This is a genomic window from Pseudomonas paraeruginosa PA7 (assembly GCF_000017205.1).
Taxonomy (GTDB): Bacteria; Pseudomonadota; Gammaproteobacteria; order Pseudomonadales; family Pseudomonadaceae; genus Pseudomonas; species Pseudomonas paraeruginosa.
Genome location: NC_009656.1, coordinates 170,855 through 191,353 on the forward strand (window position 1 = coordinate 170,855; position 20,499 = coordinate 191,353).

Consider the following 20,499-nt stretch of genomic DNA (forward strand, 5'->3'; position numbering starts at 1 on the left):
GGGCCAACGCTGCAAGCCGCCGGGGCGATTCCGCCGGCGCTAACAACCGCCGTCGCGCGAGGGAGAAACGAGATGGGAAGCACTACCAGCAGTCAGAAGTTCATCGCCAGGAACCGGGCGCCACGCGTGCAGATCGAGTACGACGTGGAGCTGTACGGCGCCGAGAAGAAGGTCCAACTGCCCTTCGTCATGGGCGTGATGGCGGACCTCGCCGGCAAGCCCGCCGAGCCCCAGGCGGCGGTCGCCGACCGCAAGTTCCTGGAGATCGACGCGGACAACTTCGACGCCCGGCTCAAGGCGATGAAGCCGCGGGTGGCCTTCAACGTGCCGAACGTGCTGACCGGCGAAGGCAACCTGAGCCTGGACATCACCTTCGAGAGCATGGACGACTTCAGCCCCGCCGCGGTGGCGCGCAAGGTCGACTCGCTGAACAAGCTGCTCGAGGCGCGCACCCAGCTGGCCAACCTGCTGACCTACATGGACGGCAAGACCGGCGCCGAGGACATGATCATGAAGGCGATCAAGGACCCGGCCCTGTTGCAGGCCCTGGCCAGCGCACCGAAGCCCAAAGACGACGAGCCGCAGGCGTAAGAGGATTCCAGCATGGCCGAATTGAGCACCGAGAACCTGGCCCAGGGCCAGACCACCACCGAGCAGACCAGCGAGTTCGCCAGCCTGCTGCTGCAGGAATTCAAGCCCAAGACCGAGCGCGCCCGCGAGGCGGTGGAAACCGCCGTGCGTACCCTCGCCGAACACGCCCTGGAGCAGACCAGCCTGATCTCCAACGACGCGATCAAGTCGATCGAGTCGATCATCGCGGCGATCGACGCCAAGCTCACCGCGCAGGTCAACCTGATCATGCACCACGCCGACTTCCAGCAGCTGGAAAGCGCCTGGCGCGGCCTGCACTACCTGGTCAACAACACCGAGACCGACGAGCAACTGAAGATCCGTGTGCTGAACATCTCCAAGCCGGAGCTGCACAAGACCCTGAAGAAGTTCAAGGGCACCACCTGGGACCAGAGCCCGATCTTCAAGAAGCTCTACGAGGAGGAATACGGCCAGTTCGGCGGCGAGCCCTACGGCTGCCTGGTCGGCGACTACTATTTCGACCAGTCGCCGCCGGACGTCGAGCTGCTCGGCGAGATGGCGAAGATCTCCGCCGCGATGCACGCGCCGTTCATCTCCGCCGCCTCGCCGACGGTGATGGGCATGGGTTCCTGGCAGGAACTGTCCAACCCGCGCGACCTGACCAAGATCTTCACCACCCCGGAATACGCCGGCTGGCGCTCGCTGCGCGAGTCCGAGGACTCCCGCTACATCGGCCTGACCATGCCGCGCTTCCTGGCGCGCCTGCCGTACGGGGCGAAGACCGACCCGGTGGAAGAGTTCGCCTTCGAGGAAGAGACCGACGGCGCCGACAGCAGCAAGTACGCCTGGGCCAACTCGGCCTACGCCATGGCGGTCAACATCAACCGTTCCTTCAAGCTCTACGGCTGGTGTTCGCGGATCCGCGGCGTCGAGTCCGGGGGCGAGGTGCAGGGCCTGCCGGCGCACACCTTCCCCACCGACGACGGCGGCGTGGACATGAAATGCCCGACCGAGATCGCCATTTCCGACCGTCGCGAGGCGGAGCTGGCGAAGAACGGCTTCATGCCGCTGCTGCACAAGAAGAACACCGACTTCGCCGCCTTCATCGGCGCGCAGTCGCTGCAGAAACCCGCCGAGTACGACGATCCGGACGCCAGCGCCAACGCCAACCTGGCGGCGCGCCTGCCCTACCTGTTCGCCACCTGCCGCTTCGCCCACTACCTGAAGTGCATCGTTCGCGACAAGATCGGCTCGTTCAAGGAGAAGGACGAGATGCAGCGCTGGCTGCAGGACTGGATCCTCAACTATGTCGACGGCGACCCGGCTCACTCCACCGAGACCACCAAGGCCCAGCACCCGCTGGCGGCGGCCGAGGTGGTGGTGGAGGAAGTCGAAGGCAACCCGGGTTACTACAACTCGAAGTTCTTCCTTCGCCCGCACTACCAGCTCGAGGGACTGACTGTATCGCTACGCCTGGTATCCAAGCTGCCTTCGGCCAAAGAGGCCTGAGGCGTTCAACGACAGCGCCTGCCATGGTGGCGGGCGCTTGCATAGCGTAGTGGCGCGAGCCACACGGGAGGAAAGATGGCTGTTGATATGTTCATCAAGATCGGCGACGTCAAGGGTGAGTCCAAGGACAAGACTCACGCCGAGGAAATCGACGTGCTGGCATGGAGCTGGGGCATGTCCCAGTCCGGGTCGATGCACATGGGCGGTGGCGGCGGCGCCGGCAAGGTCAACGTGCAGGACCTGTCGTTCACCAAGTATATCGACAAGTCCACGCCCAACCTGATGATGGCCTGCTCCAGCGGCAAGCACTATCCGCAGGCGAAGCTGACCATCCGCAAGGCCGGCGGCGAGAACCAGGTCGAGTACCTGATCATCACCCTGAAGGAAGTCCTGGTGTCCTCGGTGAGCACCGGCGGCAGCGGCGGCGAAGACCGCCTGACCGAGAACGTGACCCTGAACTTCGCCCAGGTCCAGGTCGACTACCAGCCGCAGAAGGCCGATGGCGCGAAGGACGGCGGTCCGATCAAGTACGGCTGGAACATTCGCCAGAACGTACAGGCCTGATGCGCCGGCCACCGGTCATGGCCTGGCCGCGCCAGGCCTTGGCCGGTGCGCCCGCCTGACCTCCCGCGTGAGGTACCCAATTGCACCGGGTCGGGCGCCGTGTCCGACCCTTCACTCGTTCCGGGCGCCTGGGCTCCCGGCTACAGGGAAGTAACGCGATGATCGCCGAAGAACTGTTGCGTGCCGGGCGCCTGGACGACGCGCTGAAAGCCTTGCAGGAGCAGGTGCGCAGCCAGCCGTCGAACGCCACCCTGCGGATCTTCCTGTTCCAGCTGCTGGCGGTGATGGGCCAGTGGACGCGGGCGCTGAACCAGCTCAAGGTGGTCGGCGAACTGGACGCCTCGGCACTGCCGATGGTGCAGACCTACTCCACCGCCATCGAGTGCGAGGCGTTGCGCCGCGAGGTGTTCGCCGGGCGCCTGACCCCGGTGATCCTCGGCCAGCCGGCGGAATGGATCGCGCCGCTGCTGCAGGCCCTGAGCCTGGACGCCGAGGGCCATGGCGAAGCCGCCCAGGGCTTGCGCGAGCAGGCTTTCGACGCGGCGCCGGCGGTGCCCGGGCGGATCGGCGAGACGCCCTTCGCCTGGCTGGCCGACGCCGACACCCGGCTCGGCCCGGTACTCGAGGTGATCGTCAACGGCCGCTATGCCTGGCTGCCGATGAGCAACCTGCGCAGCCTCCAGGTCGAGGCGCCGAGCGACCTGCGCGACCTGGTCTGGCTGCCGGCCGAACTGACCCTGGCCAACGGCGGCGCCACCGTCGCGCTGTTGCCGGCGCGCTACGCGGAAACCGTCGAGCACGGCGATGACGCCGCGCGCCTCGGGCGCAAGACCGAGTGGCTGGAGAGCGGCCTGCCGCTCGGCCAGCGGCTGTTCGTCACCGACGCCGGCGAAACCGCGCTGTTCGACCTGCGCCGCCTGGACTTCGAGGCGACGGACGCCTGACATGGCCGAGCTGACCCTCCAGGAGCGCCTGCAGCCGTCGCTGCTCGACCGCCTCACCGACGACGAACCGGGCAACCTGAAGGAAGCCGCGGAGCGCCGCGTGCTGACCCTGAGCCAGCTGAAGGCCTCGGTGCTGCGCGACCTGGCGTGGCTGTTCAACACCACCTCGCTGTTCGACCACGACCTGGCGGCGCGCATGCCGGCCGGCAACTCGGTGCTCAACTACGGGCTGCCGGCGCTGGCCGGGCACACCGCGTCGAGCGTCGACGTGCATGCCATCGAGGCGTTGCTCACCGAGACCATCGCCACCTTCGAGCCGCGCATCATCCGTTCTTCGCTGCGAGTGCGCGCGCAACTGCTGCCCGGAGAGATGGACCACAACGCCCTGAGCTTCGAGATCGAGGGCGATCTCTGGGCCGAGCCAGCGCCGCTGCGCCTGCTGCTGACCACCAACCTGGACCTGGAGACCGGCCACGTGCGGGTCGCCCAGGGCGAGCGGAGGCGTGCATGAACCCGCGCCTGCTCGAGTACTACAACCAGGAACTGCAACACATCCGCGAAAGCGCCGCGGAGTTCGCCGAGGAATTCCCGAAGATCGCCGGGCGCCTGTCGCTGTCCGGCTTCGAGTGCGCCGACCCCTATGTCGAGCGCCTGCTGGAAGGCTTCGCCTATCTCACCGCGCGGGTCCAGCTGAAGCTCGACGCGGAATACCCGACCTTCACCCACAACCTGCTGGAAATCGCCTATCCGCACTACCTGGCGCCGACCCCCTCGATGACCGTGGTGCAGTTGCGCCCGGACCCCAACGAAGGCGCCCTGAGCAGCGGTTTCAGCGTCGAGCGCGGGGCCTCCCTGCGTGGCCAGCTCGGCCCCGAGGACCAGACCGCCTGCGAGTACCGCACCGCGCACCCGGTGACCCTGTGGCCGCTGGAAGTGGTCCAGGCCGACTACTTCGGCAACCCGGCCGCGGTGCTCGGGCGTCTCGCCGCCAGCGAGCCGCGGGCCAAGGCCGGCCTGCGCATCCGCCTGCGCAGCGGCGCCGGCATTCCGTTCCACAGCCTGTCGCTGGACGCCCTGCCGCTCTACCTGCACGGGGCCGACGAACAGCCCTATCGTCTCTACGAGCAGTTGCTCGGCAACGCCTGCGCGGTGTTCGTCCGCGCCCCGGACAACGCCTGGGTCGAGCGCCTGCCGGCGAGCAGCCTGCGGCCGCGCGGCTTCGACGACGAGGACGCGCTGCTGCCGGTGGTGCCGCGGGCGTTCCAGGGCTACCGCCTGCTGCAGGAATACTTCGCCCTGCCGGCGCGCTTCCTGTTCGTCGAGTTCTCCGGGCTGAATCGCGCCCTGCGTCGCTGCGCCGGCGAGGAACTGGAGCTGATCGTGCTGTTCGGCAAGCACGACGCGCGCCTGGAGGGCACGGTGGACGCCGAGCAACTGGTGCCGTTCTGCACCCCGGCGATCAACCTGTTCCCGCGTCGCTGCGACCGCATCCACCTGTCCGACCGGGTCAACGAGCACCATGTGATCGTCGACCGCACCCGGCCGCTGGACTTCGAGGTGCATTCGCTGCAGCAGGTCAGCGGCCACGGCAGCGGTCCGGAGCAACCCTTCCAGCCGTTCTACGCGGTGCGCGATCCGGCGCGCTACGGCCGCGAGCAGGCCTACTTCAGCGTGCGCCGCGAACCGCGCGTGCTGTCCAGCAAGCAGCGGCGCAAGGGCCCACGTTCGACCTATGTCGGCAGCGAGACCTTCGTCGCCCTGGTCGACGCCAGCCAGGCGCCCTATCGCCACGACCTGCGCCAGCTCGGCATCGCCGCGCTGTGCACCAACCGCGACCTGCCGCTGTTCATGCCGATCGGCGCGCACAGGAGCGACTTCACCCTGGAGGACAGCGCGCCGGTCATGCAGGTGCGCTGCCTCGCCGGACCGAGCCGGCCGCGCGCCAGCCGTGCCCACGATGCCAGCGCCTGGCGGCTGATCAGCCAGCTGTCGCTGAACTACCTGTCGCTGGCCGAGCGCGGCCAGGGCGCCGCCGCTCTGCGCGAACTGCTGCGGCTCTACGGCGACAGCGGCGATCCGGCGCTGCAGTTGCAGATCGAGGGCCTGCGCGAGGTCAGCAGCAAGCCCTGCACGCGGCGCCTGCCGATGCCCGGGCCGATCGTCTTCGGCCGCGGCCTGGAGATTACCCTGGACTTCGACGAGAACGCGTTCCGCGGTACCGGGGTGTTCCTCCTCGGCGCGGTGTTCGAGCGCTTCCTGGCACGCTACGTGTCGATCAACAGCTTTACCGAGACGGTGCTGCGCACCGGCGAACGGGGCGAGGTGATGAGATGGCAGGCGAAGCCGGGCAGCCGTCCGAACCTCTGAGCCTGCTCGCCGGGATGGCGGCGGCGCCCTGGGACTACGACTTCTTCCAGGCGCTGCGGCGCATCGAGTGCGAGTCGCCGCAACTGCCGCGCCTCGGGCATTCGGTGCGGCTGGCGGACGATCCGCTGCGCCTCGGGCAGAAGCCCGACTGCACCTTCGCGCCCTCGACCCTGGCCTCGGTGAGCCAGGCCGGCGCCGACGCGGTGCCGCGCCTGGACCAGTTCTTCTTCGGCCTCACCGGGCCCAACGGGCCGCTACCGCTGCACCTCACCGAATACGCCCGGGAACGCCAGCGCAACGTCAACGATGCGACCTTCAAGCGCTTCATGGACGTCTTCCACCACCGCCTGCTGACCCTGTTCTACCGGGCCTGGGCGGAGGCGCGACCGGAGATCAGCCACGACCGGATCGACGACGACTACTGGTCGGCACGCCTCGCCGCGCTGTCCGGGCGCGGCATGCCGAGCCTGCGCGCTCGCGAGCCGCTGGCGGACACCGCGCGCTACTACTACACCGGCCACCTCGCCGCGCAGACCCGCTACCCGGACGGCCTGCGGGTGATCCTCGCGGAGTATTTCGAGGTCCCGGTGGCGGTCGAGGAGTACGTCGGCCAGTGGCTGGAGCTGCCCGAGCGCAGCCGCCTCGGCGTCGACTCGACGAGCCTGGGCATGGACGTCTGCCTGGGCACCCACGTCTGGGATCGCCAGCACAAGTTCCGCCTGCGCCTGGGGCCGCTGGACCTCGATCAGTACCAGCGCTTCCTGCCCGACGGCGACCACTTCGTCGAGCTGGCCGCCTGGGTCGCCGAATACCTGGGCGAGGAGCTGGACTGGGACGTCAACCTGGTCCTGCAACGCCAGGAAATACCCCCGCTGGGCCTGCAGGGCGGCGGGCGGCTCGGTTTCAACACCTGGCTGGGCGATCCCGGCCAGGATGCCAGGGATCTACTGCTGGCCCGCCAGTACGCCACTGCGCGGCCGCATGAGCACAAGGAGAAGGAACATGAGTGAGATCAGTCGCGTTGCGCTGTTCGGCAAGCTGAACAGCCTGGCCTACAAGGCCATCGAGGCCGCCACGGTATTCTGCAAGCTGCGCGGCAATCCCTATGTCGAGCTGGTGCACTGGTTCCACCAGATCCTCCAGTTGCCGGACTCGGACCTGCACCAGATCGTCCGCCAGTCCGGGATCGACCCGGCGCGCCTGGCCAAGGACCTGACCGAGGCCCTCGACCGCCTGCCGCGCGGCTCGACCTCGATCACCGACCTGTCCTCCCATGTCGAGGAGGCGGTGGAGCGCGGCTGGGTCTACGGCAGCCTGATGTTCGGCGAGAGCCAGGTGCGCACCGGCTACCTGGTGATCGGCATCCTCAAGACGCCGAGCCTGCGCCATGCCCTCACCGGGCTGTCGGCGGAATTCGCCAAGCTCAAGGTCGAGGCGCTCACCGAGCGCTTCGACGAGTACGTCGGCGCCTCGCCGGAGAACGGCCTGTCGGCCAGCGACGGCTTCAACGCCGGCGCCGCCCCGGGCGAGGCCAGCGGCGCCATGGCGCCGAGCGCGATGGGCAGGCAGGAGGCGCTCAAGCGCTTCACCGTGGACCTCACCGAGCAGGCCCGCAGCGGCAAGCTCGATCCCATCGTCGGGCGTGACGAGGAGATCCGCCAACTGGTGGACATCCTCATGCGCCGCCGGCAGAACAACCCGATCCTCACCGGCGAGGCCGGCGTCGGCAAGACCGCGGTGGTGGAAGGCTTCGCCCTGCGCATCGTCGCCGGCGACGTCCCGCCGGCGCTGAAGGACGTCGAACTGCGCGCCCTCGACGTCGGCCTGCTGCAGGCCGGGGCGAGCATGAAGGGCGAGTTCGAGCAGCGCCTGCGCCAGGTGATCGAGGACGTGCAGAGTTCCGAGAAGCCGATCATCCTGTTCATCGACGAAGCCCACACCCTGGTCGGCGCCGGTGGCGCGGCCGGCACCGGCGACGCCGCCAACCTGCTCAAGCCGGCGCTGGCGCGCGGCACCCTGCGCACCGTGGCGGCGACCACCTGGGCCGAGTACAAGAAGCACATCGAGAAAGACCCGGCGCTGACCCGGCGCTTCCAGGTGGTGCAGGTGGACGAGCCGTCCGAGCACAAGGCGATCCTGATGATGCGCGGCGTCGCCTCGACCATGGAGCAGCACCACCAGGTGCAGATCCTCGACGAGGCGCTGGAGGCGGCGGTCCGGCTGTCGCACCGCTACATCCCGGCGCGCCAGCTGCCGGACAAGTCGGTGAGCCTGCTGGATACCGCCTGCGCGCGCACCGCCATCAGCCTGCACGCGGTGCCGGCCGAGGTCGACGACAGCCGCCGGCGCATCGAGGCGCTGGAAACCGAACTGGCGATCATCCGCCGCGAGAGCGCCATCGGCGTCGCCACCGGCGAACGCCAGCGCAACGCCGAGACCCTGCTGGCCGAGGAGCGCGAGCGCCTGGCCGGCCTGGAGCGGCGCTGGGCCGAGGAAAAACGCCTGGTCGACGAACTGCTGGAGACCCGTGCCCGCCTGCGCGCCGCCGCCGAGGCGGTGGACGCCGGCGGCACGCCGCTGGGCGAGGGCGAGGCGCGTCTCGACGAGGAGCAGCGCCAGGCGCTGCATGCGCGGCTGGCGGAACTGCAGGCGCAACTGAGCGCGTTGCAGGGCGAGGAACCGCTGATCCTGCCGACCGTGGACTACCAGGCAGTGGCCTCGGTGGTCGCCGACTGGACCGGGATTCCGGTCGGGCGCATGGCGCGCAACGAGATCGAGACCGTGCTCAATCTCGACAGCCACCTGAAGAAACGCATCATCGGCCAGGACCACGCGCTGGAGATGATCGCCAAGCGCATCCAGACCTCCCGCGCCGGCCTCGACAACCCGAGCAAGCCGATCGGCGTGTTCATGCTCGCCGGCACCTCCGGGGTGGGCAAGACCGAGACCGCGCTGGCGCTGGCCGAGGCCATGTACGGCGGCGAGCAGAACGTCATCACCATCAACATGAGCGAGTTCCAGGAAGCCCACACCGTCTCCACCCTCAAGGGCGCCCCGCCCGGCTACATCGGCTACGGCGAAGGCGGCGTGCTGACCGAGGCGGTGCGCCGCAAGCCCTACAGCGTGGTGCTGCTGGACGAAGTGGAGAAGGCCCACCCGGACGTCCACGAGATCTTCTTCCAGGTCTTCGACAAGGGCGTGATGGAGGACGGCGAAGGCCGGCTGATCGACTTCAAGAACACCCTGATCCTGCTCACCACCAACGCCGGCACCGAGATGATCGCCAGCCTCTGCGCCGATCCGGAACTGATGCCCGAGCCGGAAGCCATCGCCAAGTCGCTGCGCGAGCCGCTGCTGAAAATCTTCCCGCCGGCGCTGCTCGGCCGCCTGGTGACCATCCCCTACTACCCGCTCAGCGACGACATGCTCAAGGCCATCTCGCGCCTGCAACTGGGGCGGATCAAGAAGCGCGTGGAGGCGACCCACAAGGTGCCGTTCGAGTTCGACGAGGGCGTCGTCGACCTGATCGTCTCGCGCTGCACCGAGACCGAGAGCGGCGGGCGGATGATCGACGCTATCCTCACCAACACGCTGCTGCCGGACATGAGCCGCGAGTTCCTCACCCGCATGCTCGAAGGCAAGCCGTTGGCCGGGGTGCGCATCAGCAGCCGCGACAACCAGTTCCACTACGACTTCGCCACGGCCGACTGAGCGCCATCGAGACCAGCAGTAGAGAGGAGCGTCGATGGGATTGATGCAACTGACCCGCCTGGTCCAGGTGGATTGCCCGCTGGGGGCGGACGTGCTGCTGTTGCAGCGCATGGAGGGCCGCGAGGAACTGGGGCGGCTGTTCGCCTACGAGCTGCACCTGGTCTCGGAGAACCCCAACCTGCCGCTGGAACAGTTGCTCGGCAAGCCGATGAGCCTCTCGCTGGAGCTGCCCGGCGGCGGCCGGCGCTTCTTCCACGGCATCGTCGCGCGCTGCAGCCAGGTGGCCGGGCACGGCCAGTTCGCCGGCTACCAGGCCACCCTGCGGCCCTGGCCGTGGCTGCTGACGCGGACCTCGGACTGCCGGATCTTCCAGAACCAGAGCGTGCCGGAGATCATCAGGCAGGTATTCCGCGACCTCGGCTTTTCCGATTTCGAGGATGCCCTCACGCGCCCCTACCGCGAGTGGGAATACTGCGTGCAGTACCGCGAGAGCAGCTTCGACTTCGTCAGCCGGCTGATGGAACAGGAGGGCATCTACTACTGGTTCCGCCATGAGCAGAAGCGCCACATCCTGGTGCTCTCCGACGCCTACGGCGCGCATCGCAGCCCGGGTGGCTACGCCAGCGTGCCGTACTACCCGCCGACCCTCGGCCATCGCGAGCGCGACCACTTCTTCGACTGGCAGATGGCACGCGAGGTCCAGCCTGGTTCGCTGACCCTCAACGACTACGACTTCCAGCGCCCCGGCGCGCGCCTGGAGGTGCGTTCGAACATCGCCCGGCCGCACGCGGCGGCCGACTACCCGCTGTACGACTATCCCGGCGAGTACGTGCAGAGCCAGGACGGCGAGCAGTACGCGCGCAACCGCATCGAGGCGCTCCAGGCGCAGCACGAGCGCGTGCGCCTGCGCGGCGTGGTGCGCGGCCTCGGCGCCGGGCACCTGTTCCGCCTGAGCGGTTATCCGCGCGAAGACCAGAACCGCGAGTACCTGGTGGTCGGCGCCGAATACCGGGTGGTCCAGGAGCTCTACGAAACCGGCAGCGGCGGCGCCGGCTCGCAGTTCGAGAGCGAGCTGGACTGCATCGACGCCAGCCAGTCGTTCCGTCTCTTGCCGCAGACTCCGGTGCCGGTGGTGCGCGGTCCGCAGACCGCGGTGGTGGTCGGGCCCAAGGGCGAGGAGATCTGGACCGACCAGTACGGCCGGGTCAAGGTGCACTTCCACTGGGATCGCCACGACCAGTCGAACGAGAACAGCTCCTGCTGGATCCGCGTGTCCCAGGCCTGGGCCGGGAAGAACTGGGGTTCGATGCAGATCCCGCGGATCGGCCAGGAAGTGATCGTCAGCTTCCTCGAAGGCGACCCGGACCGGCCGATCATCACCGGGCGGGTCTACAACGCCGAGCAGACGGTGCCCTACGAGCTGCCGGCGAACGCCACCCAGAGCGGGATGAAGAGCCGTTCGAGCAAGGGCGGCACGCCGGCCAACTTCAACGAGATCCGCATGGAGGACAAGAAGGGCGCCGAGCAGTTGTACATCCATGCCGAACGCAACCAGGACAACCTGGTGGAGAACGACGCCTCGCTGATCGTCGGCCACGACCGCAACAAGAGCGTCGGCAACGACGAACTGGCGCGCATCGGCCACAACCGCACCCGCGCGGTGAAGCTCAACGACACCCTGCTGGTGGGCGGGGCGAAGAGCGATAGCGTCAGCGGCACCTACCTGATCGAGGCCGGCGCGCAGATCCGCCTGGTCTGCGGCAAGAGCGTGGTGGAGTTCAACGCCGACGGCACCATCAACATCTCCGGCAGCGCCTTCAACCTCTACGCCAGCGGCAACGGCAACATCGACACCGGCGGCCGCCTCGACCTCAATTCCGGCGGCGCCAGCGAGGTCGACGCCAACGGCAAGGGCGTGCAGGGCACCATCGACGGCCAGGTGCAGGCGATGTTCCCGCCGCCGCCGAAGGCCTGAGACGGCTCAGCGGAGGGGAAAGCCGCGTTGGTATTCCCCGCGGCTGGCCAGGTGGGCCTGGAAATTCATCGTTCGCTTCTCGCTGGTCTGGTCGATCTTCAGGCCGCGTGCGCTGCGCACGGCGACCTAGTGGGCAGCCTTGAGCGCTTCGGCGAGCTCGACGTCGGTCTCGTCGAATTCCTTCACGGCGATCGCGCCGATCCCGATCCGGTGCAGCGCGGCGCGGTTCGGTTGATGCCCGAGCGGCACCATCGTCGGCGCCTCATGGATTGTCGGGAACGAAATCCGGCCCGCCGAGCTTGTCGCGTACCGTCGTGGACGTGCGCAGGAGAGGCCCCCACAGGCCGTTGCTGCTGTTCCAGGCCGCGCCGGCCCAGCGGGTGTCGCGGATCAGCTCGTCCTTGTTCGCCTCGAGCTGCCGCTTCAGCGCGACCGCGACGGCGCCGAGGTCGACCTCGAACAGATCACCGTAGGGGCCCTGCGGATTCGCGCGTTTCTTCGACAGGCAGAAGCGGTAGTACCAGATCCAGTTCTGGGCGACGTAGATCGCCCGGTTGCGATCGGGATAGGTGGCGAGGATCTTCAGCAGCGCGGCGACGAAGCGGAAGGGCAAGTCCGGATCGCGGGTGGCGCGCCAGTACGGCATCAGCAACTGGTCGAACGCCTGGCTGACGTTCTGCGGCTCCTCGTTGTCGCTGCGGGCCTCGAGGAAGTAGAAAGGTTCGCCGACGAGGAAGCGATCCAGCTCGTCGTTGGCCAATGCCAGGGTCAGAACGTTGTCCGGGTTCATGCTCATTGGATTCTCGCGATGTCGTGGGTCGACATCAGTACGTTTACATCGTTTCCATGGGGGATCGCCACATTGTCCAGAACCGCTTCGCGCATGCCGCCCGGGTGGGTGAGGCCGCCGGGCCGCCACAGCGAGTTGACCCCGCCCTCGTTGCCGGTCGGCATCAGCACCTTCGGGTTCTCCAGGTTCAGCATGTAGATCTCCTTGCCGGCCAGCGAGCCTGGATCGTACCCCAGCGCCGACTCCAGCACGGAGACGTCGCCGGTGCGCTTGTACTCGGCGACCACGGAGTTCAGGTCGGACTTGGCCATGACGAACTTGTTCGGGTTGAACGAGGTGTAGTTCGGGTTGGCGATGTCGTCGGTGGTGAAAAGGAAGGCGCCGCCCTCTTCCTTGAACACCTTCAGGTGCTTGTCGATATAGGACTTCTTCAGGTACTCGCTGGGAGGCGGCCGCTTGCCCTTGGCCAGGCCCAGGATATCCGCTTCGGTCCTGCCGCGCTTGTAGGCGGGCGTGCGTACCTCGCCGGCCGCCGAGGCCCGGCCGAGCCGGGCCATCTTCGGCCCGAAGCCCAGCAATGCCATCCCCGCCACGCCCTGGAACAGATCGCGGTAACCGGGACCGAGGCGATCGCCAAGGTCGCCGAGCAGGGCCATGCCGCCCATCATCAGCCCGCCGATGGCGACGAAACCGGCCAGCGCCGCGACCCCGGCCATCGCCGCCAGCAGCAGGCCGCCGGCAAGGGCCGCCAGGCCCAGCGCCTCGAGTCCGGTGTGCAGCCATTCCTCCAGGTCGAGGACGAAGGCCACCCGCTCGGTGGGGCCGCCGATGAAGGTGTCCTGGCTGCCGGTCTTGATGTGCGCGCCGCAGACCATCTTGCTCTGCAAGCGCGCGGCGGGCTTGCCGTTGATGTACACGGTGGCGCTGCCCTCGGCGATGATCACCGGGAACGGCCACAGCGGATGGTTCAGCGGCAGGCCGCTGCAGGTGGCGGAGACGTCGTCGCCGGCGCGCATCGCGTTGCGGCTGTTCACGTAGACATTGAAGCTGCCGCGTATGAGCACCCCGGTGGTGGGTTCGGGCAGCTCGAAGATAGTGGTCAGGCCCTTGACGATCTGGAACATCGACAGCCCGCCGGCGGCGATCGAGCCGGCCAGGATCACCGCGGCCAGGCCGCCGGTGGCGGCAGTGGCGGCGACCACGGCGGCGCCGATCAGGGCTCCGGCCACGGCCCCGGCGACCATCGCGGCGACACCGAAGCCGTGGGCGATCTCGTCGCCCAGGCGGGCGGCGGCTTGCGCATCCATGCGTTGGCGCTCGAATCAGTGGCCGGCGGGGCGCGGAACCAGGGTCTGCATCGCCTGCTTCCAGGCCGGCTCGTGGTGCGGCAGGTCCCCGGGGGTGGTGGTCAGGGTGGTGATCAGCACCGCCGGGCGGCGCTCGATGAACACCTGGCGCAGCATCAGGTCGCGGCCTTCGCGCTGCCACTGGTAGTCGAGGAGCACGGCGGCGTGGCCGTGGATGTTGATGTCCCAGCGCTTGTGCAGCTTGAAGCCGGGTAATTGTTTCTCGGCGTTCTCCAGCTGGCGCGCGACGTAGTCGGCGAAGGGCGCGTCGCCCTGGCTGGCGTCGCGGCTGATGACGAAGCTGGCTTCGCGGGCGGGGCCGCTGGCGGGGAGCTTGAAGATGTTGATGCTCTGGTCCTGCCAGGCATCGGGAATCTCGAGATCGGCTTCGTGGAGGCGATAGAGCGTCACCGTGTTAACCCCTTCCCTAGGATTCTGAGTGCGTCGTTGCTGGACAAAATCTTTACGGAATGTTGCCTGGGAATCAAGGTTTTCCTGTGCGGCTTCGCCGCTCGATGATGGCCCTGTGCCTGTTCGCCGCCGGTCGGGGCACTCGTCGGAATCTGTGCCACGCATCTCCCTTCCCACTCCATCAGCGCCTATGCTGCGTGGGTGACGCCGTCCGAACGGCGCCAGTGATGGACGTGGATCAAGGATGATTTCATGGCACTTGCGCAACAGACCCGCCTGGTCCGGGTGGACAGTCCGCTCGGTGCGGATGTCCTGCAACTGCAGCGAATGGAGGGTCGCGAAGAACTCGGCCGGCCGTTCGCCTACGAGCTGGAACTGATCTCGGAAGACCCCGACCTGCAGCTCGACGGCCTGCTGGGCAAGCCGGCCAGCCTGGCGCTGGAGCTGCACGATGGCAGCCGGCGCCACTTCCACGGCATCGTCGCCGCCTGCAGCCAGGGTTCCGGCAATGGCCAGTTCGCCAGTTACCAGGTCACCCTGCGGCCCTGGCTGTGGCTGCTCACGCGCACCTCCGACTGCCGTATCTTCCAGAACCAGAAGGTCCCGGACATCATCAAGCAGGTGTTCCGCGACCTCGGCTTCTCCGACTTCGAGGATGCCCTGAGTCGCTCCTATCGCGAATGGGAATACTGCGTGCAGTACCGCGAGACCAGCTTCGATTTCGTCAGCCGGCTGATGGAGCAGGAGGGCATCTACTACTGGTTCCGCCACGAGCAGAGCCGTCACATCCTGGTGCTCTCCGACGCCTATGGCGCGCACCGGAGCCCGCCGGGCTACGCCAGCGTGCCCTACTACCCGCCGACCCTGGAGCAGCGCGAGCGCGACCACTTCTACGACTGGCACATGGCGCGCGAGGTGCAGTCCGGCTCGCTGAGCCTCAACGACTACGACTTCCAGCGCCCCGGCGCGCGCCTGGAAGTGCGCTCGAACATCGCCCGTTCGCATGCGGCGGCCGACTACCCGCTGTACGACTACCCCGGCGAGTACGTGCAGAGCCAGGACGGCGAGCAGTATGCGCGGACCCGCATCGAGGCGTTGCAGGCGCGTTACGAGCGGGTGCGCCTGCGCGGCCGCGCCCGTGGCCTGGGTTCCGGCCATCTGTTCAAGCTCAGCGGCTACCCGCGCGAGGACCAGAATCGCGAGTACCTGGTGGTCGGCGCCGAGTATCGGGTGGTCCAGGAACTCTACGAGACCGGCGGCGGCGGGGTCGGCGCACAGTTCGAGAGCGAGCTGGATTGCATCGATGGCGGCCAGGCCTACCGCCCCTTGCCGACCACCCCGTTGCCGATCGTCCGCGGCCCGCAGACCGCGGTGGTGGTCGGGCCCAAGGGCGAGGAGATCTGGACCGATCAGTACGGCCGGGTCAAGGTGCACTTCCACTGGGACCGCCACGACCAGTCGAACGAGAACAGCTCCTGCTGGATGCGCGTGTCCCAGGCCTGGGCCGGGAAGAACTGGGGCTCGATCCAGATCCCGCGGATCGGCCAGGAGGTAATCGTCAGCTTCCTCGAAGGCGACCCGGACCGGCCGATCATCACCGGGCGGGTCTACAACGCCGAGCAGACGGTGCCCTACGAGCTGCCGGCGAACGCCACCCAGAGCGGGATGAAGAGCCGCTCGAGCAAGGGCGGCACGCCGGCCAACTTCAACGAGATCCGCATGGAGGACAAGAAGGGCGCCGAGCAGTTGTTCATCCACGCGGAGAAGAACCAGGACATCGAGGTCGAGAACGACGAGACCCACTGGGTCGGCCACGATCGCAGCAAGACCATCGACCACGACGAAACCGTGCACGTGAAGCACGATCGCACCGAGACCGTGGACAACAACGAGACCCTCACCATCGGCGTCGATCGCACCGAGAAGGTCGGCAACAACGAGAAGATCAGCATCGGCGCGAACCGCACCGAGGACGTCGGCAGCAACGAGACCATCAGCATCGGCGTCGACCGCACCGAGAAGGTCGGCAGCAACGAGAAGATCAGCATCGGCGCCAATCGCACCGAGGATGTCGGCAACGACGAGACCATCAGCATCGGCGCCAACCGCAGCGAGTCGGTGGGCAACAACGAGACGATCAGCATCGGCGCCGACCGTAGCGAATCGGTGGGCGCCAACGAGAGCATCGATATCGGCGGCAACCAGAGCACGAGCATCGGCAAGAACGAGTCGCGCAGCGTCGGCCAGGGCCGCGATACCTCGGTGGGCAAGGACGATAGCCTGGACGTGGGCAAGAGCTTCACGCTCAATGCCGGCGACTCGATCACTCTGGTCACCGGCGCTGCCAGCATCCGCATGAAGAAGGACGGCAGCATCGTCATCAGCGGCAAGAACATCACCATCGACGGTTCCGGGGCGATCAACATCAAGGCCGACAAGAACGTGGTGATGAAGGGTCGCAAGATTCTCCAGAACTGAAGCGGCGCAGAGCCAGGGAGTGCAGCGCATGAGTGTCGAGATCCATCTACCGGGGCCCGCGTCGGCCCTCCCCGCCCGCCTCGACGGCGTGGTCATCGGCATCCTCCTCGACGTGCCGGACGCCGCCGCGCCGGTGGTCGCCTATCCCGGCTGTCCGAACGAGCACGGCCTGGCGGCGGCCACCACCACCCAGCTCGGTCGCGCCGACATCGGCGCCCAGGTAGCGTTGATGTTCGTCGCCGGCGACCCGCGCCAGCCCCTGCTGATCGGGCGTATCCAGCGCCTGCCGCAGGAAGCGTCCGCGCAGCTGGACGGCGAACGCCTGGAGTTCAGCGCCGAGCGCGAGATCGTCCTGCGCTGCGGCAAGGCCAGCATCACCCTGACCCGTGCCGGCAAGGTGATCATCCGTGGCGCCTACCTTTCCAGCCGCTCCACCGGGGTCAACCGGATCAAGGGCGGCTCGGTGCAGATCAACTGAACGCGGCGGGCCCGACATGGAACTGTTGAATGCCACCCCGCTCGCCGCCGCCTACAACCAGGGGCTCGACGCCGCAGGCCGGGAGTCGCTGGTGGTGATCGCCAAGGGCAGCTTCGACCTGCCGCTGGACGGCCGCGAGGCGCGCCTGCTGGATGAGCAGCAGGCGCTGCTGATGATGGACGAGTTCTTCGGCGAGCCGGGGCTTTCCGCGCCGCGCCGGGAGTGCGACTTCGTCCCCTTCAAGCCGTTCTGCGATGTGCTGGTGCTGGGTAGCGCCCAGGCGCCCGGCGGGCGGCCGGTACAGCAGTTGACCGCGGGCATCCGCGTCGGCCGGGTCGGCAAGGCGTTGACGGTGCATGGGCCGCGCCAGTGGGAGCCGGGATTGCTCGGTGCCGGTGCGGGCGTCGCGCAGCCGTTCCAGCGCCAGGACATTTCCTATGCCAGCGCCTTCGGCGGCAGCCACGCCTCGCCGGACAACCCCGGTTTCATGGATTGCTACATGGCCAATCCGGCCGGACGCGGCTGGTTCCCGCGCAGCGCCGACACCGCCGAGATCGTCGGCACGCCGATGCCGGCCACGGAAAAGCCCGGCGAGCCGGTGGACAGTCCCCACGGCCGCTTCACGCCGATGGCGCTCGGCCCGCTGGGTCGCCACTGGCAGGCCCGGGTCGGCTTCGCCGGCCGCTACGACGAGACCTGGCTGGCCGAACAGTTCCCGTTCCTGCCCGCCGACTTCGACGAGCGTTACTTCCAGTCCGCGCCGTCCGACCAGTGGACCGACTACTTGCGCGGCGGCGAGGAAGTCCTGCTGCTCAACCTCACCGGCGAGGAACGCGCGGCCTTCCGCGTGCCGCGCAGGGAGGTGCCGGTGACCTTCTTCCTGAAGAAGGGTGGCCACGAGACCGCGCAGGCGCGGATCGATACCCTGCTGGTGGACTGCGACGCCCGTCGCGTGGAAATCACCTGGCGCATCCGCCGGCCGTTGAGGCGCAACCTGTTCGAGATCGCCCAGGTGCTGGTAGGCACCATGTCGAGCGCCTGGTGGCGTGCCCGCGAGCTGGGCAAGGACTACCATCCCTCGCTCGCCGCGCTGGTACGCAGCCGCCAGGCCGAGGAGGACGAGGCATGAGCCAGCCCCTGAGCATCGTCGCTTCCGGCATGGTCAGCGCGGTCGGCCTCAGCGCGCCGGCCAGTTGCGCGGCGATCCGCTGCGCCCTGGACAACTTCCAGGAGACCCGTTTCATCGATCAGGGCGGCGAGTGGCTGCTTGCCGCCAGCGTGCCGCTGGAGCAGCCCTGGCGCGGCCGCGCCAAGCTGCTGAAGATGGCCGCGCGAGCCATCGACGAGGCCTTGCGCGGCCAGCCCGGTCTCGATTGCGCGGAGCTGCCGCTGCTGCTCTGCGTAGCCGAGGGCGATCGTCCCGGACGCTGCGCGGGGCTCGACGAGTCCTTCCTGCGCGACCTGGAAAACGAGCTGGGACGACGCTTCCACCCCTCCTCGGCGCTTATCGCCCGTGGCCGGGTCGGTGGTGCGGTGGCCCTGCTCAACGCGCGCAAGCTGGTCCAGGGCGGTTGTCGGCAGGTCCTGCTGGCCGGCGTCGACTCCTTCCTCAACGGGCCGACCCTGGCGGCCTACGAAGCGCGCGAGCGGCTGCTGAGCAGCCAGAACTCCAACGGCTTCATTCCCGGCGAAGGCGCTGCCGCCGTGCTGGTCGCCGCGCCGCTCCACGAGGAGGCGCCGCAGCTGCTCTGCATCGGCCTCGGCTTCGGCCTCGAGAAGGCCACGGTGGAGAGCGAGGACCTGCCGCTACGCGCCGACGGCCTGACCCAGGCTGTGCGCGCCGCCCTCGCCGAGGCTGGCTGCGGCCTGGAGCAGATGGACTACCGGCTCACCGATATTTCCGGCGAGCAGTACTACTTCAAGGAAGCCTCGCTGACCCTGAGCCGCAACCTGCGCGTGCTCAAGCCGAAGTTCGACCTCTGGCACCCCGCCGACTGCATCGGCGAATGCGGCGCCGCCATCGGCCCGGCGTTGCTCGCCGTGGCCCTGGCCGCCTCGCGCAAGGGCTACGGCGACGGGCCGAACGTGTTCTGCCACCTGGGCAACGACGCCGGCGAACGCGCCGCCGCGCTGCTCAGCTATCGACGGGTGAGGGCTGCCTGATGGCCAACGAGGTGTACGCCAACGACATGGAGATCTCCTGCAAGGCGGCGAGCGGCAAGTCCATCGCGGCCTTCCCGGACGTCTGCTTCACCCCGCCGCAGGCGCCGCCGACGCCGATGGGGGTGCCGATCCCCTATCCCAATACGGGTTTGGCAAAGGACACGACCAAGGGAACCCGGACCGTTCGGATCACCCGCAAGGAAGTGATGCTGAAGAACAAGAGCTACTTCAAGACCAGCTATGGCGATGAAGCCGGGCGGGCGCCGAAGAAGGGGGTCATTACCAGCAAGATCAAGGGCAAGGTGTACTTCACCTCCTGGTCGATGAACGTGAAGTTCGAGAGCAAGAACGTTGTCCGGCACATGGATCTGACGACTCACAATCACGGTTCCCAACCGGGAAATACCATGACCTGGACCTATGCCGACCGCATGGCCTACGCCAAGGGCCTGAGTCAGTGCGACGATGAGAGGACGCGTGCCAAGGATGCTTGTGGAGACACCAGCAAGAAGGTGGTCTGCCCGGATATCTCCGCCTTGAAAAAGGCATCCGCTGCTCGTGCCGCCGCCAAGAAAAAAGCCGGTGACAAGTTCAAGGACAATGCCGATTACCAGAGTCGGCATCAGGAGGTGCAACGCGAATTTTCCGCCTTGGCCGAAAAGATCAATAACGACCCCTGCCAGAAGGCCTTGCGCTGTTTCCTGGCCCCTTACAGGCCGAACCGCTGCTGCCCTGGGCAGACCGGCGACCACTTGGTTGACGCTGCCTCGTTCGGCCCGCGCAAAGGGAAGAAAATAACCGGCTGGAGCAAGTACCAGACCAACAAGGCGCCTTGTATCTGCGCCGAGGGGCCGAACCAGACGACGGCGACGCATGGACAATTGCATACGCGGAGAGGCGTGGTTGCACTGCATGAGCAAGATGACAAGGGAGAATGGCCGAGAGGGCGAGCCACCCAGGTAGGGGCAAAAGCGGCGCGAAAGACTTTTCCGGACTCCAACTGCTCGCAGGAGTGCTTGGAGGCGCAACTGAACAAGTATCACGACACCGCAAAGGATGACGGGACGGAAAAGCCCATCAAGGCGAATGCCTCAATGACCAGTGATGTCGGTGAGAGGGCCGCTGCCCGTGCCGAGATGTTCGAACAAGTAACTCTCAGATAATCAGGAGCA

18 protein-coding genes are annotated in these 20,499 nt (G+C 67.7%); 14 read left to right on the forward strand and 4 right to left on the reverse strand.

Annotation, left to right across the window (positions count from 1 at the left end):
- The first annotated feature begins 72 nt into the window (after positions 1-72).
- The 9 genes from tssB (at position 73) to vgrG1a (ending at position 11,661) form a co-directional block, all read left to right on the forward strand.
- Entirely contained in the window at positions 73-591 is a 519-nt protein-coding gene (gene tssB / locus PSPA7_RS00750) for a type VI secretion system contractile sheath small subunit (RefSeq protein ID WP_011979134.1), read from the forward strand.
- Positions 592-603: 12 nt separating this feature from the next.
- The gene (gene tssC / locus PSPA7_RS00755; RefSeq protein WP_003151425.1) at positions 604-2,100 is read left to right on the forward strand and encodes a type VI secretion system contractile sheath large subunit; all 1,497 of its coding nucleotides are present in this window, start codon (positions 604-606) and stop codon (positions 2,098-2,100) included.
- A gap of 75 nt (positions 2,101-2,175) precedes the next feature.
- Positions 2,176-2,664: a type VI secretion system receptor/chaperone Hcp gene (gene hcp / locus PSPA7_RS00760; RefSeq protein ID WP_003151423.1), complete on the forward strand. Its 489-nt coding sequence runs from the start codon at positions 2,176-2,178 to the stop codon at positions 2,662-2,664.
- Positions 2,665-2,822: 158 nt separating this feature from the next.
- Complete coding sequence (gene tagJ, locus PSPA7_RS00765; RefSeq protein WP_011979135.1) at positions 2,823-3,608, forward strand: type VI secretion system accessory protein TagJ; 786 nt, start codon at positions 2,823-2,825, stop codon at positions 3,606-3,608.
- A 1-nt stretch (position 3,609) separates the two neighbouring features.
- A complete protein-coding gene (gene tssE, locus PSPA7_RS00770; RefSeq protein WP_003151421.1) occupies positions 3,610-4,119 on the forward strand; it encodes a type VI secretion system baseplate subunit TssE in 510 nt (169 codons plus the stop codon).
- On the forward strand, positions 4,116-5,975 hold the full coding sequence (gene tssF / locus PSPA7_RS00775; protein ID WP_011979136.1) for a type VI secretion system baseplate subunit TssF: 1,860 nt from the start codon (positions 4,116-4,118) through the stop codon (positions 5,973-5,975). The genes tssE and tssF overlap by 4 nt, the downstream gene beginning before the upstream one ends.
- Positions 5,939-6,985, forward strand: a complete 1,047-nt coding sequence (gene tssG / locus PSPA7_RS00780; RefSeq protein ID WP_011979137.1) for a type VI secretion system baseplate subunit TssG — start codon at positions 5,939-5,941, stop codon at positions 6,983-6,985. The genes tssF and tssG overlap by 37 nt, the downstream gene beginning before the upstream one ends.
- Positions 6,978-9,686 (forward strand): type VI secretion system ATPase TssH, encoded by a 2,709-nt coding sequence (tssH, locus tag PSPA7_RS00785; protein ID WP_011979138.1) that lies wholly within the window; start codon positions 6,978-6,980, stop codon positions 9,684-9,686. The genes tssG and tssH overlap by 8 nt, the downstream gene beginning before the upstream one ends.
- Positions 9,687-9,729: 43 nt before the next feature.
- Entirely contained in the window at positions 9,730-11,661 is a 1,932-nt protein-coding gene (gene vgrG1a / locus PSPA7_RS00790; RefSeq protein ID WP_079262221.1) for a type VI secretion system spike protein VgrG1a, read from the forward strand.
- 126 nt (positions 11,662-11,787) lie between these two features.
- On the opposite strand, the gene PSPA7_RS32325 is transcribed toward vgrG1a, so the two are convergent.
- From PSPA7_RS32325 to eagT6, 4 genes are read right to left on the reverse strand one after another with little or no spacing between them, the layout of a single operon-like run.
- Positions 11,788-11,913: an immunity protein Tsi6 family protein gene (locus tag PSPA7_RS32325; RefSeq protein ID WP_011979141.1), complete on the reverse strand. Its 126-nt coding sequence runs from the start codon at positions 11,911-11,913 to the stop codon at positions 11,788-11,790.
- A 10-nt stretch (positions 11,914-11,923) separates the two neighbouring features.
- Positions 11,924-12,457, reverse strand: a complete 534-nt coding sequence (locus PSPA7_RS00800; RefSeq protein ID WP_011979142.1) for a hypothetical protein — start codon at positions 12,455-12,457, stop codon at positions 11,924-11,926.
- Entirely contained in the window at positions 12,454-13,758 is a 1,305-nt protein-coding gene (locus tag PSPA7_RS00805) for a PAAR domain-containing protein (protein WP_011979143.1), read from the reverse strand. The genes PSPA7_RS00800 and PSPA7_RS00805 overlap by 4 nt, the downstream gene beginning before the upstream one ends.
- A 15-nt stretch (positions 13,759-13,773) precedes the next feature.
- A complete protein-coding gene (eagT6, locus tag PSPA7_RS00810; RefSeq protein WP_011979144.1) occupies positions 13,774-14,208 on the reverse strand; it encodes a type VI secretion system effector EagT6 in 435 nt (144 codons plus the stop codon).
- Between the two features lie 252 nt (positions 14,209-14,460).
- Here eagT6 and vgrG1b point away from each other — a divergent pair, with 252 nt between their 5' ends.
- From vgrG1b to PSPA7_RS00835, 5 genes are read left to right on the forward strand one after another with little or no spacing between them, the layout of a single operon-like run.
- Positions 14,461-16,686 carry a type VI secretion system spike protein VgrG1b gene (gene vgrG1b / locus PSPA7_RS00815; protein ID WP_011979145.1) on the forward strand — a complete coding sequence of 742 codons (2,226 nt, stop codon included), beginning with the start codon at positions 14,461-14,463 and terminating at the stop codon, positions 16,684-16,686.
- A 28-nt stretch (positions 16,687-16,714) separates the two neighbouring features.
- Entirely contained in the window at positions 16,715-17,164 is a 450-nt protein-coding gene (locus PSPA7_RS00820; protein WP_003155766.1) for a DUF6484 domain-containing protein, read from the forward strand.
- A 16-nt stretch (positions 17,165-17,180) separates the two neighbouring features.
- Positions 17,181-18,293, forward strand: a complete 1,113-nt coding sequence (locus PSPA7_RS00825) for a DUF2169 family type VI secretion system accessory protein (RefSeq protein ID WP_011979146.1) — start codon at positions 17,181-17,183, stop codon at positions 18,291-18,293.
- Complete coding sequence (locus tag PSPA7_RS00830) at positions 18,290-19,327, forward strand: 3-oxoacyl-ACP synthase (protein WP_011979147.1); 1,038 nt, start codon at positions 18,290-18,292, stop codon at positions 19,325-19,327. The genes PSPA7_RS00825 and PSPA7_RS00830 overlap by 4 nt, the downstream gene beginning before the upstream one ends.
- Positions 19,327-20,490 (forward strand): PAAR-like domain-containing protein, encoded by a 1,164-nt coding sequence (locus PSPA7_RS00835; RefSeq protein WP_011979148.1) that lies wholly within the window; start codon positions 19,327-19,329, stop codon positions 20,488-20,490. The genes PSPA7_RS00830 and PSPA7_RS00835 overlap by 1 nt, the downstream gene beginning before the upstream one ends.
- Positions 20,491-20,499: the final 9 nt, after the last annotated feature.